Below are 13,197 nucleotides of genomic sequence, written 5' to 3'. Positions count from 1 at the left end.
ACGGAGGTGAGTCCATGACCGGCGACACCGAGGTACCCGCCCGGGTGCGTCGCGCGCTCGCCCGCGCGTCCGAACTCGGCTTTCCGGGCGTCTGCGAGGAGCCGGTGGGCCCGCTGCTGGCGACGCTCGCGGCCGCGGTCCCACCGGAGGGTCGGATCCTGGAACTGGGCACCGGTACGGGTGTCGGCACCGCCTGGCTGGCGGAGGGGCTCGGCCAGCGCGGCGACGTGCGGCTGGAGACGGTCGAGGTGGACGAGTCCCTGGCCGCTGCCGTCCGGGCGGACGACTGGCCGCCGTACGTGACGGTCCACACCGGTGACGCCGAGACGTTGCTGCCCACGCTGGGCCGCTTCGATCTCATCTTCGCGGACGCGGTGGCCGGCAAGTGGACCGGCCTCGATCTGACGATCGACGCGCTGGCCCCCGGTGGGCTGCTGGTCGTCGACGACATGGAGCTGGGCCGGTACACCGACCCGCAGCACCGTGCCGCGGTGCTGCGGGTCGAGCGGAGCCTGGCCGACGACCCCCGCCTCGTCGTGGCGCGGATCCCGGCCGGCACCGGCCTGATCATCGGCACCCGACGGCCGGACCGCCGCCCGTCCCGGAGCCGGTACAGCTAGTGCGGTGTCACGTCAGTCTGATGCGGACCCGCCGGTTCTGCCGGCCCTTGCTCTCGACCTTCGTGACGGTGACCCGGCCGATCTGAGCGGTCGACGCCACGTGCGTACCGCCGTCGGCCTGCACGTCGAGGCCGACGATGTCCACCACCCGCACCTGCGGCAGTTCCGGAGGGGCCTTGAACTGGGTGCGTACCAGGTCGGGGGTCGCGTCCGCCTCCTCCCGGGAGAGCATCCGCACGACGATCTTGCGATCCGCGGCGATCTCGGCGTTCACCGCGTCCTCCAGGCTCTGTTTGAAGCCCGGCGGGATCTCCGGCAGGTTGAAGTCCATCCGCGCCTCGCCGGGCTCCATGTTGCTTCCGGTCACCAGGACGTTGAAGTCGCGGAAGACGGTGCCGCAGAGCACGTGCAGACCCGAGTGGGTACGCATGAGCGAGCTACGGCGCTCGTCGTCGATCGCACCGGTCACCGTGGCGCCGGCCGGCGGCACCGGGTCCCCCGGAGCGGGCAACAGGTAGAGGTCGTCGCCCTTGCGGGTGCCGACGATCCGCGTCTGCACGCCCTGCCAGATCAGCACGCCGTGGTCCGGTGGCTGACCGCCACCGCCGGGATAGAACGCGGAGCGGTCCAACACGATGCCCTGCTCGGGATCCGCCGGATCCGACCACAGCACCGTGCAGTCCCACTCGCGGAGGGTGACGTCCGCCCAGTCCAGCCGTTGGGTCCGGCCGTGGTGATCAATACCCATAGGTTGATGGGAGGGCGGCCGTCACCGACCCGCCACTCCGTCTCCCTTCAGCACTCGGATGGTCATCAGGACTACTCGTACGGTGGACACCGGCGACGAACGTCCGGTGTCGCTAAGTGATCAGACGCAGCACCGCCGCGGTACCGGCGCCCAGGGCGACGACCAGCAGGAACGGTGCCCGCAGCAACGCCGCCACCAGGGCGACGGCGAATCCGGCGGCGCGCGCGTCGAGCACCAGATCGTGGCCGGTGGCGAAGGTCTGCACCGCCACCAGGGCGGCCAGCAGCGCCACCGGCAGCAGTGCCGACGCCTGCTGCACCTGCGGCTGCTCCAGCACCGACTTCGGTACGCACAGCCCGACCAGCTTGAGCAGGTACACCCCGAGGGTGCCCAGCAGGACCGCCGTCCACATCAGCGGCCACCCGTGCGACGGGCGGCGAACGCCGCGACGACGGCGGTCAGCCCGGCCACCAGCACCGGTGTCCCGGCCGGCAGCAGCGGCACCATGACCAGCGCGAGCCCGGCCGCGGCGACCGCGAGCGCCCACAGCCGCCGGCCGCGCAACCGCGGCAGCAGCAGGGCGACGAACGCCGCCGGTGCGGCCACGTCAAGGCCGAGCGCCTCCGGGTCGGGCAGCACGTGCGCGCCGAGCGCGCCGCCCAGCGTGGCGATGTTCCAGAGGACGAAGACGCTGATCCCGGTGGCCCAGAACGCCAGCCGTGCCTCCCGGGGATCGGTGCGGGCCATCGCCATCGCCGAACTCTCGTCCAGCACCAGATGGGCGCCGACCAGGCGCCGCACCCCCCGCAGTCGCAGCAGAGACGCCAGGTTCAGGCCGTAGAGGCTGTTGCGTACCCCCAACAGGGTCGCCGTGGCCGCGCCGGTCAATGCGCCGCCGCCGGCACCCAGCACCCCGACGACGGCGAACTGCGACGCGCCGGAGAACATCAGCAGCGACAGCGCACAGGTCTGCGCGACGGAGAAACCGGCAAGTACCGACAGCGCGCCGAAGGAGAGCCCGAGCGCACCGACGGCCACGCCCACCCCGACCGCGTCGCGGAGGACGGCGGTACGCGCTCTCGGCCAGTCCCGATCCGCGATCATGCCTGTCGTACCCACGTCGGCGTCCCTTCGCGTAACTGCTCGGTGAGCCCTACACCGCACCGGCTCGCGCGCCGGATCGCGGCGGGCGCGGCCGGAGGTCGGTGGCACCGAGAATCCGGCGGAGCCGCACCCCGACAGGCGACTCCACGCGGCGGGCGAGGGTGGCGACGGTCCGCAGGCAGCCCTCACGGCGTTTCGCCGAGCAGAATACCGAGGTGGGCACCGCCGTGGGGGGCGCCGACCCGAGCGACCGGCCGCGTCACCGGTGCCGACCACGGTCCGTGCTCCTCAGTAGACCCAGACCGTGGCGCCGATCGGCATCTGGTCGGTGCGCCACAGCCAGTCCATGGCGGCGAGGGTCACCCGGACGCAACCGTGCGAAGCCGGGTACGGCGGAACGTCGGGATAGCCGTGGACGGCGATTCCCTGGCTGTGAAAGTACTTCGGCCGGTACAGCCGGCCGAGTGGGCCGGGGTCCCAGCCGTCCACCTGCCAGCCGATCTCCCAACGTCCGCGTGGCGTGTCCGCCAGGTAGCGCTCACCGTCGTGGGTGTAGTACTTCCAGGTACCGGTCGAGGTGCTGAAGATCTGCTCGACGGCGCCGTCGTCGACGAGCATCATCAGCTGCCGATCGAGATCCACCTCGACCACCCGGCCCTTTCGGCTGTGCGCCGACGGGCGGAGGCCCTCGTCGAGCGCTTCCCTGGTGTCGGGCCCGACGATGCCGTCCCGGCTGCCCCCGGCGGCCTTCTGGACCGCGTAGACCGCCTGCTCGGTCAACTCGCCGAAGACCCCGTCCACCGGGCCGACCCAGTACCCGAGTTCGCGCAGCCGCCGCTGCACCGTCTCGACCGCCTCGCCGGTGTCACCACGCCGCAGCAGATCCGTGCCGGACGGGGTGGGCGAGGGTTCGTCAGGCGGCGCTTCCGGCGGTGTGGTCGGTGGCCCGGTGGTGGTCGGTGGTGTGGTGGTGGTCGGTGGTGTGGTGGTGGTCGGTGGTGTGGTGGTGGTCGGTGGTGTGGCGGCTGGCGGGCTCGTACGCGGCGGCGTACCGCTCGGCGTCGTGACGCTCGGCGTCGCCACGGTGGGCGGGCCCGTCGGCCCGGCCTGCTGCCCGTTGTCCGATCCGCATCCGCTGGTTGCGGCGAGCACAGTCGTCCCGACGATCGCCAGCCGCCCGGCGAACCTTCGCATCGCTCCTGCCTCCTCCGGTTTCGTCTCGGGCTGACCGGCCACCAGCTCCGCGCCGTCCAGCAGCGCGAACGCACCGACGATCACCCTGTTCAGGTCGAGGTCGAGCCACCCCAGCAAACCACCCACGGCCGCTCCGACCACCACGTCAACGGCGGCGAGTCGCGCACCACCGCGGGCCGGTGCCGCCGGCCGATCGCGCTCACCAGCCCTCACGAGTAGGCCGGCACCGGCGGATCCGGCAGCGCGGAGCGCCGCGGGCGACCGGCGACCGCCGGGAGCACGGAATCCGGGGTAGGAACCCGACAGCCGCCGCGATCACCGCAAGGGCGGAAATGATGACCGCTCATCTGCCGGCACCGCTCCCCGACAGTCTCGATCAGCCCGGTGAACTGGACAAACCCGTGGTCGGTCGAGACACCGACCGGTCGTGACCACCGGGATGTCGGCTACCTCAGCTGCGTCTGTCGCCCGGATCGGGTCGACACCGCCTTACCTCTGGGTCGTACCCGCGCACCGCTCGCGATGAAACCGGGAGGCGGCTCGGGGACGGCCGCCGTGCCGGTCGTTGCCTAGAGCCTCGTCCGTTCCGGGTGTGTCCCGTCGACGATCTGGTGTCCCGGGAGCTTGATGCAGTGCGATCCGGGCTGTGCCCCGCAGACCGGGCACGGACGCCACTCCTGGACCGGGCCGGCGTCGTGGCCCAGCATCATGGCGATCTCGCTGATCTCGTCGGCCAGCTCGTGCAGGCTGGCGTCGCGGTGCCGGACGGCCGCCTGGTGGATCTGCTGGACTGACCGCCGCGCACGCTCCAGGTTGCGCCGTGCCGCTGTTCCCGGGTCGGAAGGCATGCGTGTCAGCTTCCCGGGAGGGCAGGAAGCAAACCGCCACCCGGGACGGGGGCCCGGTCAGCGACGGTTACCCGCTCCACGCGTCCCTGACCCCGATGACCGGCGCCCGGGTGTCGTCGGTCACCTCATGCGCTGATCATCCTGGGCGAGGTCGAGGGTGATATCCATGATCATGTCTTCCTGTCCACCGATCAGCTTGCGTCGGCCGACCTCGAGCAGGATGTCCCGGGTGTCGAGACCGTACCGCCGGGCAGCGGTCTCGGCGTGGCGCAGGAAGCTGGAGTAGACACCGGCGTACCCGAGGGTGAGGGTCTCGCGGTCGACGCGGACGGGCCGGTCCTGTAGCGGGCGGACAATGTCATCGGCGGCGTCCTGGAGCGCGAACAGGTCGCAGCCGTGTTCCCAGCCCTGGATGGTGGCCACGGCGATGAACGGTTCGATCGGGCAGTTCCCGGCGCCCGCGCCGTGGCCGGCGAGCGAGGCGTCGACGCGGGTGGCGCCCGCCTCGACGGCGACGAGGCTGTTGGCCACGGAGAGGGACAGGTTCTCGTGGGCGTGGATGCCGATCTCGGTGGCGGGGTCGAGGACGTCACGGTAGGCGCGAACCCGCTCGCGGACCCCGTTCATGGTGAGCCGCCCACCCGAGTCGGTCACGTAGACGCAGCGGGCACCGTAGGACTCCATCAGCTTCGCCTGGGTGGCGAGTTCCTTGGGCTCGGCAAGGTGGCTCATCATGAGGAAGCCCGACACGTCCATGCCGAGTTCGCGGGCAGTGGCGATGTGCTGGGCGGCGATGTCCGCCTCGGTGCAGTGGGTGGCCACCCGGACCGACCGTACGCCGAGGGCGTGGGCCTGTTCGAGGTCGTGGATGGTGCCGATGCCGGGCAGCAGCAGGGTGGTGAGGCGGGCGCGGGTGACCGCCGCCGCGGCCGCCTCGATCCACTGCCGGTCGGTGTGGCTACCAGGGCCGTAGGTGAGGCTGCTGCCGGCGAGCCCGTCACCGTGGGTGACCTCGATGCCGTCGACGCCGGCAGCGTCGAGGGCGGTGACGATCCGGGTGACGTCGACCGGGGTGATCCGGTGCCGGGTGGCGTGCATGCCGTCGCGGAGGGTGACGTCCTGGATGAACAGGCGACGGACGGCAGCGGTGGCGGTCATCGGATGGCTCCCTGGGCGGCGGCCCGGCGCTCGGCGACCTGGAGTGCCGCGGAGGTCATGATGTCGAGGTTGCCGGCGTACGCGGGCAGGTAGTGGGCGGCGCCTTCGACCTCGAGCAGGACGCTCACCTTGGTGGTGACCGGTGTCCCGTCGTCGGGCAGCAGGGTTTGGACCGGTTCCTCGGGCGCCAGTGGGGTGAACTGCACGGGTTGCTTGAGCCGGTAGCCGGGAACGTACGCGGCAACCTCTTTGATCATCTGTTCGATGCTGGCGCGGACGACGTCGTGGTCGGCGGGGCCGATGAGGCACTGCACGGTGTCGCGCATGATCATCGGGGGCTCGGCGGGGTTGAGGATGATGATCGCCTTGCCCCGGCGGGCACCGCCCACCTGCTCGATGGCGGCGGCCGTGGTCTCGGTGAACTCGTCGATGTTGGCGCGGGTGCCCGGACCGGCGGACCGCGACGCGATGGAGGCGACGATCTCGGCGTACGGCACGGGCGTCACCCGGGACACGGCCGCGACGACGGGGATCGTCGCCTGGCCCCCGCAGGTGACCATATTGAGGTTGCCCGCGCCGAGGTGGGCGTCGAGGTTGACGGCGGGAACGACGTACGGGCCGATGGCGGCCGGGGTGAGATCGACGAGGGCCTTGCCGTACGGGGCGAGGGCGGCGGCGTTGGCCCGGTGCGCGCCCGCCGACGTGGCGTCGAAGACGACGGCGATGTCCGCGAAGTCGGGCATCGTGATCAGGCCGGCGACGCCGTCGGCGGTGGTCGGCACGCCCAGGCGGCGGGCGCGGGCCAGGCCGTCGGAAGCGGGGTCGATGCCGACCATCGCGGCCATCTCCAGCGTGTCCGACAGACGCAGCACCTTGATCATCAGATCGGTGCCGATGTTGCCGGATCCGATGACGGCGACCTTCGTACGCGACATCAGCTGCCGCCTTTCGTGACGGGAGTGGTGAAGACGGCCTGGACGGTGCCGAGGCCGGTGAGGTGTGCGCGGACCCGCATGCCAGGGGTGAGCGGGACCATCGGCCCGAGGGCACCGGAGAGGACGATCTCGCCGGCCCGCAGCGGGTTGCCGTGACAAACGGCGGTCCGGGCGAGCCAGGCGAGCGCCCGCAGTGGGTCGCCGAGGCACGCCCGGCCGGAGCCTGTCGAGGCGACGGCACTGTTCACCGACATGGTCATCTGGACCGCCGCCGGTTCGAACGCGTCGAGGGACACGTGGTCGGCGCCGAGGACGAACAGGCCGCTGGAGCCGTTGTCGGCGACGGTGTCGGCGAACGTGATGTCCCAACCGGCGATCCGGCTGTCGACGATCTCCAGCGCGGCCGCGGCGTACGCGACCCGCTTCCGGACGGCGGCGGCGGTGACTGCCGGGTCGGTGATGTCGTCGCGCAGGACGAAGGCGACCTCCGCCTCGACGCGGGGCTGTAGCAGCCGGTCGAGGCGGATCGGCCAGGACTCCGCGCACGCCATGTCGTCGAAGAGCATCCCGAAGTCGGGCCGGTCCACGCCGAGTTGACGCTGCACGGCCGCGGAGGTGAGCCCGACCTTGCGCCCCACCGCCCGCCGGCCGTCCCGGATCCGCGCCTCGGTCAGCCGGCTCTGGACCGCGTAGGCGAGTTTCTCGTCGTCCGGGCCGATGAGGTCGCGCACGGGGGCACACGGCGTACGGGTCCGCGCGGCGGTACGCAGCCGGCGGTAGGCCGCGGCGACCCGGTCGGTGTCACCGTCGGTCATGAGGTCTCCGTGGTCAGCCGGACGAGGGCGTCGTGGAGAGCGCGGGCGTGCAGGTCGAACAGCGGCATGAGGTCGACGCTGTCGCCGCCGATCTCCTTGGCGATGAAGAGCCCGTCGGCGGCGGCGATGGCGTACGTGGTGACCAGTTCGATCGCGTCCCGGTCGGCGCTCGGGGCGAGCGTGGCGAGCACGGCCGCGAGCCGCGCGCGGGCGGTGTCCCGGACCTGCAGGAACATGCGTCGGGCGCTGGGCTCCTCGGGACGGCGCTCGAGAGTGAGCATTAGCCCGAGGCGGAGGAAGTCGGGCGAGTCCAGCAGGGTCTTGGCGACCTGGCCCGCCAGTGCCGCAACGCGGTCCGGCGCCGGGTCGGTGTCGTCGCCGGGCAGGGTGAGCGCGTCGGCCCAGATGTCGAAGCTGCGCTCGATGACGGCGGCGAGGAGGTCGTCCTTGTTCTTGAAGTGCCAGTAGATCGAGCTGGCGGGTAGACCGCACTTCTCGCTGACCAGCGCGATGCTCGTGCCGTCGTAGCCACGCACGCCGGCGACCTCGGCGGCGGCGTCGAGGATGCGTCGCCGGGACTCCTCGCCGTTGGCTCGGCGCTTGCGTTCGCCTCGAGGTTCCCTCATTCGCACTCTCCTGTGTTTCCGGCCGATGTCTTGACGATGTCCGCAGTCAAGCTTACCGTAGCGGGCACTACAACTGTAACGTTCATTACAGTAACGGTCGGGCTGCGGGAGGTCACGTGAGCGTCGAGGAACCCACTGCGGAACAACGCCTGGTGCGGGTCGGCGCGCGGGACGTCGCCGTCACCGAACGTGGTGCCGGTGAGGCGGTGGTGCTGCTGCACGGCGGCGGCCCGGGGGCCTCCGGGATGTCGAACTACGCCCACAACGTCGACGCCCTGGCGCAGCGCTTCCGCGTCGTCGTGCCGGACCTGCCCGGCTACGGCCGGTCCAGCAAGATCGTCGATCGGAGCGATCCGTTCGGCGACCTCGCGGCCGCCGTACGTGGCCTCCTCGACGCACTCGGCATCGAACAGGCCCACCTGGTCGGCAACTCCTACGGCGGAGCCGCCGCGCTGCGGCTGGCGCTGGACCGGCCCGACCGGGTCCGGCGCCTGGTCCTCATGGGCCCGGGCGGGATCGGCACGACCCGGCACGCGCCGACCCCCGGGTTGAGGCGGCTGCTCGCCTACTACGCCGGCGAAGGCCCCACCCGCACGAAGCTCGAACGCTTCATCCGCGACGACCTGGTCTACGACGGCGGCGCCGTCCCCGCCGAGATGATCGAGGCGCGGTACCAGGCGAGCATCGATCCGGACGTGGTCGCCAACCCGCCGCTCCGGCGGCCCGCCGGGCTACGCACGCTGCTCCGGATGGACCTGCTGCGGGACAAGCGGCTGACCCGGGCCGCCACGCCGACGCTGGTGCTGTGGGGCGCCGAGGACCGGGTCAACCGGCCGTCCGGCGGGCGGCAGCTCGCCGAGCGGATGCCCCGCTGTGACCTGTACCTGGTCGCCAGGACCGGCCACTGGGTGCAGTGGGAGCGCCCGGACCTGTTCAACACCCTCACCACCGCCTTCCTCTCCCAGGACAAGCGATGAGCGTGTTCGGCAAGGTCCGCCTGGGCTACCTGTGCATCGAGACCCGCCGGTTCGGTGACTGGCAGCGCTTCGGCGCCGACGGCGTCGGCCTGCACGTCGACCGACTCGACCACGATCACCTGCGGTTCCGGCTGGACGACCACGAGTGCCGGCTGCTGCTGCGACGGGGGCCCGCCGAGGACGTGACCACCGTCGGCTGGCACGTCGACCACCACGAGGCGTTCGACGACATTGTCGCCCGCATCGCCACCCGCGGTGTCACCGTCGAGCACGGCCACGACGAGGAGGCGGCGCTGCGCGGCGTGCAACGGCTGGTGCGCTTCCCCGGCCCGAAGGGCCTGGTCCAGGAGCTCTACACCACTGCCGTCACCACCACCGTGCCATTGCGGATGCAGGCCAGCGGCTTCGTCACCGGCGACGCCGGCATGGGTCACATCGCCATAACCTCGCGGCGGCCGGACGCTATCCACCGCTACTACGACAACCTCCTCGACGCTCGGCTGAGCGACTTCATCGTCGAGACGATCAGCAGGGTGCGCTTCCGGATCCGGTTCCTGCGGGTCAACGGCCGCCACCACTCCGTCGCCGTGGCCAACACCGAAGGCCTGCGCGTCGATCCGATCCGCACCGCCATCCAGCACCTGAACACGCAGGTCGCCACATTGGACGACATGACCACCTCCTACCAGCGCCTCAAGCGGTTGGGCTTCACCATGGCCCTCGGTGTCGGGCAGCACACCAACGACAAGGAACTCTCCTACTACGTCCGGACGCCGTCCGGCTTCGAGTGGGAGGTCGGCTGGAACCCGATCACCGTGGACGAGAGCACCTGGGAACCCACCACCCACCAGGGCATCAGCATCTGGGGTCACACCCCCGAGGGCCAGACCGTCATCGACAAGCTCAACCAGTTCCGCCACGGCGCGGCCTCGCTGCGCCGAGCGGAGATCACCGTCCCGGCACTCAGCGGAGCCACCCCGTGAACACCGAACAGCACGACCACGACGTGATCATCGTCGGCTACGGCCCGGTCGGCGTCACCGCCGCCAACCTGCTCGGCGGCATGGGCCTACGGGTCGCCGTCGTCGAGCGCGACGCCGCGATCTATCCCCGTGCCCGGGCGATTTCCACCGACGAGGAGACGATCCGGATCTGGCAGGCCACCGGCCTCGCCGAACGGCTCAAGGAGGACATGCTCGCCGGCCGGCCGATCGACTTCGTCGACGCGCGCGGCCGGTCGTTCCTGAGCCTCGCGCCGGCCCCCCGGGGCAACGGACACCCACCGCAGCTGTTCATCTACCAGCCGGCTATGGAGCAGGTCCTCCGCGACGGGGTGGCCCGCTACCCGAACGTCGAGGTCCTGCTCGGCCACGACTGTGCGTCCGTCGAGCAGGACGCCGACGGTGTCACGGTCACCGCCCGCGACCTGGCCGACGACACGGTGCGTACCCTGCGGGGGGCGTACCTGGTCGCCGCCGACGGGGGCTCCAGCCCGATCCGGACCCGGCTGGGCGTCGGCTTCGACGGCCGCACCTACCACGACCGGTGGGTCGTCATCGACACCAAGATCAAGCGGGGCTGGGACACGGTCGACCGGCTGCGCTTCCACTGCGACCCCGCCCGACCCGCCGTGGACTGCCCGACCCCGCTGGGCCACCACCGCTGGGAGTTCCCCGTCCTGCCCGGCGAAGACGAACAGGACCTGGTCAGCCACGACTACATCTGGCGGCTGCTGCGCCGCTACGGCCGGACACCCGACGAGGTCGAGATCCTCCGTGCGGTCATCTACAGCCACCACGTCCGCTTCGCCTCCCGGTGGCGCATCGGCCGGATCTTCCTCGCCGGCGACGCGGCGCACGCCATGCCGCCGTGGATCGGCGAGGGCATGTCCTCCGGCGTACGCGACGCCGGCAACCTGTGCTGGAAACTGGCCGCGGTCCTGCGCGGCGAGCTACCCGACGACGCGCTGGACAGCTACGAGGTCGAGCGCAAACCACACGTGCGGGAGATGACCGCCCAGGCGGTGCGCTTCGGGCGCATCATCACCGAGCGGCGCCCCGGGCTGACGGCCGTACGCAACGCCGCGTTCCGGGTCCTCACGCGGGTCCCGGCCTTCCGCGCCTACCTGCAGGAGGCCGGATGGTTCCCGGCCAACGCCTACCGGAAGGGCCTGCTGGACCGCCGCGGCGACAACCGAGCGGTCGGCAGGCAGCTCCCCCAGCCCTGGGTACGGACGCACGGCGGTGACCGCGCCCGTCTCGACGACGTGCTCGCCGGTCGCTGGACCGTGCTGCACACCGGCCCCACCCGGGCGTGGTCGGCCTGGGCGGCCAGCGGCGTTGCGTGCCTGCGGGTCACGCCTGTCGGCTCGGCCCCCGCCCCCGGCACGATCGTGGACACCGAGGACGTCCTGGTCCCCTGGCTACGCCGACACCGTGCCACCGTGCTCGCACTGCGCCCCGATGCCATCGTCTACGCCGCCGGTGACACCAGCCTGGCTGATCCGCCCTTCGTCACCGCGCCCGGTCCGCCTGTCGACGAGCGGCCGCTCCCGCCCGCCACCACCACGACGCCCTGACCCACCCCACCATCAAGGAGAGCCGCCATGCTCAACCTCGCGCTCATGCTCGAGGGCACCGCCGAACGGCTACCCGGCCGGGATGCCGTCGTGCTCGGTGACAGCCGCTTGTCGTACGCCCAACTCGACGCCGCGGCGAACCAGGTCGCGAACCTGCTCGTCGACAGCGGCATCCAGCCGGGCGACCGGGTCGCGCTGTCCTGCCCGAACCTTCCCTACTTCCCGGTCGTCTACTACGGCATTCTCAAGGCGGGGGCGGTCGTCGTACCGCTGAACGTGCTCCTCAAGGCCGGTGAGATCGCCTACCACCTGCAGGACTCGGGCGCCAAGGCGTACCTCTGCTTCGAGGGCACCCCGGAGCTACCAATGGGGGCCGAGGGCTGGCAGGGGTTCGGCGGCGCCGACGGCTGCGACCACTTCTTCCTCATCACCGCCGACCCCCGGGCGTCGAGCCCGATCGAGGGTGCCAGCACGTTGGGATCCGCGCTCGCCGGCCGGGCCCCCCGGTTCGAGACCGTGACCACCCAGGCCACCGACACCGCGGTGATCCTCTACACCAGCGGCACGACGGGACAGCCCAAGGGCGCCGAACTCAGCCACGCCAACATGGTCATGAACGCCACGACGTGCTGGCGTCTCTTCGGCGCCGCGGACGAGGACGTCCACCTCGTGACGCTGCCGCTGTTCCACTCGTTCGGGCAGACCGTGCAGATGAACGCGGGCCTGTACGCCGGCGCCACGCTGGTTCTCCTGCCGCGGTTCGACGCCGGCACGGCGCTGGCGCTGATGCAGCGGGAGAAGGTCACCTTCTTCGCCGGGGTGCCGACGATGTACTGGGGCCTGCTCTCCGCCGGCCGGGAGACGGTCGACGTCGCCGCGATCGCGGGTAACCTGCGCATGGCGGTCTCCGGCGGCGCAGCCCTTCCGGTGGAGATCCTGGAGCAGGTGGAGAAGGTCTACGGCGTCAAGATCCGCGAGGGCTACGGCCTCTCCGAGACCAGCCCGGTCGCCTCGTTCAACCACCCGGGCCGGGAGGCCAAGCCCGGTTCGATCGGGCAGCCGGTCTGTGGGGTACGGATGCGGCTGGTCGACGCGGACTGGAACGAGGTGCCGGAGGGCGAGCCGGGCGAGATCGCGATCCGGGGTCACAACGTCATGAAGGGCTACCACGGTCGCCCCGAGGCGACCGTCGAGGTGCTCCGGGACGGCTGGTTCCGCACCGGCGACGTGGCCCGGCGCGACGGGGACGGCTACTACTTCATCGTCGATCGAGCCAAGGACATGATCATCCGCGGCGGCTTCAACGTCTATCCACGGGAAATCGAGGAGATCATGATGACCCACCCCGACGTGAGCCTGGTGGCTGTGGTCGGCGTGCCGCATCCGTCACACGGCGAAGAGGTGAAAGCCTTCGTGATCCGCCAACCGGGAGCCCAGCTGACCGAGGACGAGTTGATGGACTGGTGCAGGCAGCGGATGGCCGGCTACAAGTACCCGCGTCTGGTCGAGTTCCGGGACGAACTGCCCACGACATCCACCGGCAAGATCCTGAAGCGTCGGCTCCGCGACGACGCGTAACCGCGGGTCGGAGGGC

14 protein-coding genes are annotated in these 13,197 nt (G+C 71.4%); 5 read left to right on the top strand and 9 right to left on the bottom strand.

The window, feature by feature from the left end:
- Positions 1 to 14: 14 nt before the first annotated feature.
- Positions 15 to 620 (top strand): O-methyltransferase, encoded by a 606-nt coding sequence (locus tag V5O40_RS01390; RefSeq protein ID WP_332903707.1) that lies wholly within the window; start codon positions 15 to 17, stop codon positions 618 to 620.
- 7 nt (positions 621 to 627) lie between these two features.
- Here V5O40_RS01390 and V5O40_RS01385 read toward each other — a convergent pair whose 3' ends face one another.
- From V5O40_RS01385 to V5O40_RS01345, 9 genes are all read right to left on the bottom strand, one after another.
- Positions 628 to 1,368: an alanyl-tRNA editing protein gene (locus tag V5O40_RS01385; RefSeq protein ID WP_269740955.1), complete on the bottom strand. Its 741-nt coding sequence runs from the start codon at positions 1,366 to 1,368 to the stop codon at positions 628 to 630.
- A 112-nt stretch (positions 1,369 to 1,480) separates the two neighbouring features.
- On the bottom strand, positions 1,481 to 1,780 hold the full coding sequence (locus V5O40_RS01380; protein ID WP_332903706.1) for an AzlD domain-containing protein: 300 nt from the start codon (positions 1,778 to 1,780) through the stop codon (positions 1,481 to 1,483).
- The gene (locus tag V5O40_RS01375; protein WP_332903705.1) at positions 1,780 to 2,487 is read right to left on the bottom strand and encodes an AzlC family ABC transporter permease; all 708 of its coding nucleotides are present in this window, start codon (positions 2,485 to 2,487) and stop codon (positions 1,780 to 1,782) included. Before V5O40_RS01375 ends, V5O40_RS01380 begins: the two co-directional genes overlap by 1 nt.
- A gap of 273 nt (positions 2,488 to 2,760) precedes the next feature.
- The gene (locus V5O40_RS01370) at positions 2,761 to 3,792 is read right to left on the bottom strand and encodes a L,D-transpeptidase family protein (RefSeq protein ID WP_332903704.1); all 1,032 of its coding nucleotides are present in this window, start codon (positions 3,790 to 3,792) and stop codon (positions 2,761 to 2,763) included.
- Positions 3,793 to 4,235: 443 nt separating this feature from the next.
- A complete protein-coding gene (locus V5O40_RS01365) occupies positions 4,236 to 4,514 on the bottom strand; it encodes a zinc finger domain-containing protein (RefSeq protein WP_332903703.1) in 279 nt (92 codons plus the stop codon).
- Between the two features lie 120 nt (positions 4,515 to 4,634).
- Positions 4,635 to 5,672 carry a 4-hydroxy-2-oxovalerate aldolase gene (dmpG, locus tag V5O40_RS01360; RefSeq protein WP_332903702.1) on the bottom strand — a complete coding sequence of 346 codons (1,038 nt, stop codon included), beginning with the start codon at positions 5,670 to 5,672 and terminating at the stop codon, positions 4,635 to 4,637.
- On the bottom strand, positions 5,669 to 6,607 hold the full coding sequence (locus V5O40_RS01355) for an acetaldehyde dehydrogenase (acetylating) (protein ID WP_332903701.1): 939 nt from the start codon (positions 6,605 to 6,607) through the stop codon (positions 5,669 to 5,671). The genes dmpG and V5O40_RS01355 overlap by 4 nt, the downstream gene beginning before the upstream one ends.
- Entirely contained in the window at positions 6,607 to 7,422 is an 816-nt protein-coding gene (locus V5O40_RS01350) for a 2-keto-4-pentenoate hydratase (RefSeq protein WP_332903700.1), read from the bottom strand. The genes V5O40_RS01355 and V5O40_RS01350 overlap by 1 nt, the downstream gene beginning before the upstream one ends.
- On the bottom strand, positions 7,419 to 8,048 hold the full coding sequence (locus tag V5O40_RS01345; protein WP_332903699.1) for a TetR/AcrR family transcriptional regulator: 630 nt from the start codon (positions 8,046 to 8,048) through the stop codon (positions 7,419 to 7,421). The genes V5O40_RS01350 and V5O40_RS01345 overlap by 4 nt, the downstream gene beginning before the upstream one ends.
- Before the next feature lie 116 nt (positions 8,049 to 8,164).
- Between V5O40_RS01345 and V5O40_RS01340 the strand changes: the two genes are divergently transcribed.
- From V5O40_RS01340 to V5O40_RS01325, 4 genes are read left to right on the top strand one after another with little or no spacing between them, the layout of a single operon-like run.
- Positions 8,165 to 9,025: an alpha/beta fold hydrolase gene (locus V5O40_RS01340; protein ID WP_332903698.1), complete on the top strand. Its 861-nt coding sequence runs from the start codon at positions 8,165 to 8,167 to the stop codon at positions 9,023 to 9,025.
- The gene (locus V5O40_RS01335; protein ID WP_332903697.1) at positions 9,022 to 10,008 is read left to right on the top strand and encodes a VOC family protein; all 987 of its coding nucleotides are present in this window, start codon (positions 9,022 to 9,024) and stop codon (positions 10,006 to 10,008) included. The genes V5O40_RS01340 and V5O40_RS01335 overlap by 4 nt, the downstream gene beginning before the upstream one ends.
- Positions 10,005 to 11,603, top strand: coding sequence for a bifunctional 3-(3-hydroxy-phenyl)propionate/3-hydroxycinnamic acid hydroxylase MhpA (mhpA, locus tag V5O40_RS01330; RefSeq protein ID WP_332903696.1), 1,599 nt, complete (start codon positions 10,005 to 10,007; stop codon positions 11,601 to 11,603). Before V5O40_RS01335 ends, mhpA begins: the two co-directional genes overlap by 4 nt.
- Positions 11,604 to 11,630: 27 nt before the next feature.
- On the top strand, positions 11,631 to 13,181 hold the full coding sequence (locus V5O40_RS01325) for a long-chain-fatty-acid--CoA ligase (RefSeq protein ID WP_332903695.1): 1,551 nt from the start codon (positions 11,631 to 11,633) through the stop codon (positions 13,179 to 13,181).
- Positions 13,182 to 13,197 lie beyond the last annotated feature (16 nt).

Origin of the sequence: Micromonospora palythoicola (assembly GCF_036689795.1) — a bacterium.
Classification (GTDB): Bacteria; Actinomycetota; Actinomycetes; order Mycobacteriales; family Micromonosporaceae; genus Micromonospora; species Micromonospora palythoicola.
This window is presented reverse-complemented; position numbering and strand designations above follow the sequence as displayed.

Bases quoted from the DNA above. Each gene is read 5' to 3' on its own strand.
- V5O40_RS01390 (WP_332903707.1), top strand. From the start codon at position 15: ATGACCGGCGACACCGAGGTACCCGCCCGGGTGCGTCGCGCGCTCGCC.
- V5O40_RS01385 (WP_269740955.1), bottom strand. From the start codon at position 1,368: ATGGGTATTGATCACCACGGCCGGACCCAACGGCTGGACTGGGCGGAC.
- V5O40_RS01380 (WP_332903706.1), bottom strand. From the start codon at position 1,780: ATGTGGACGGCGGTCCTGCTGGGCACCCTCGGGGTGTACCTGCTCAAG.
- V5O40_RS01365 (WP_332903703.1), bottom strand. From the start codon at position 4,514: ATGCCTTCCGACCCGGGAACAGCGGCACGGCGCAACCTGGAGCGTGCG.
- dmpG (WP_332903702.1), bottom strand. From the start codon at position 5,672: ATGACCGCCACCGCTGCCGTCCGTCGCCTGTTCATCCAGGACGTCACC.
- V5O40_RS01355 (WP_332903701.1), bottom strand. From the start codon at position 6,607: ATGTCGCGTACGAAGGTCGCCGTCATCGGATCCGGCAACATCGGCACC.
- V5O40_RS01350 (WP_332903700.1), bottom strand. From the start codon at position 7,422: ATGACCGACGGTGACACCGACCGGGTCGCCGCGGCCTACCGCCGGCTG.
- V5O40_RS01345 (WP_332903699.1), bottom strand. From the start codon at position 8,048: ATGAGGGAACCTCGAGGCGAACGCAAGCGCCGAGCCAACGGCGAGGAG.
- V5O40_RS01335 (WP_332903697.1), top strand. From the start codon at position 9,022: ATGAGCGTGTTCGGCAAGGTCCGCCTGGGCTACCTGTGCATCGAGACC.
- V5O40_RS01325 (WP_332903695.1), top strand. From the start codon at position 11,631: ATGCTCAACCTCGCGCTCATGCTCGAGGGCACCGCCGAACGGCTACCC.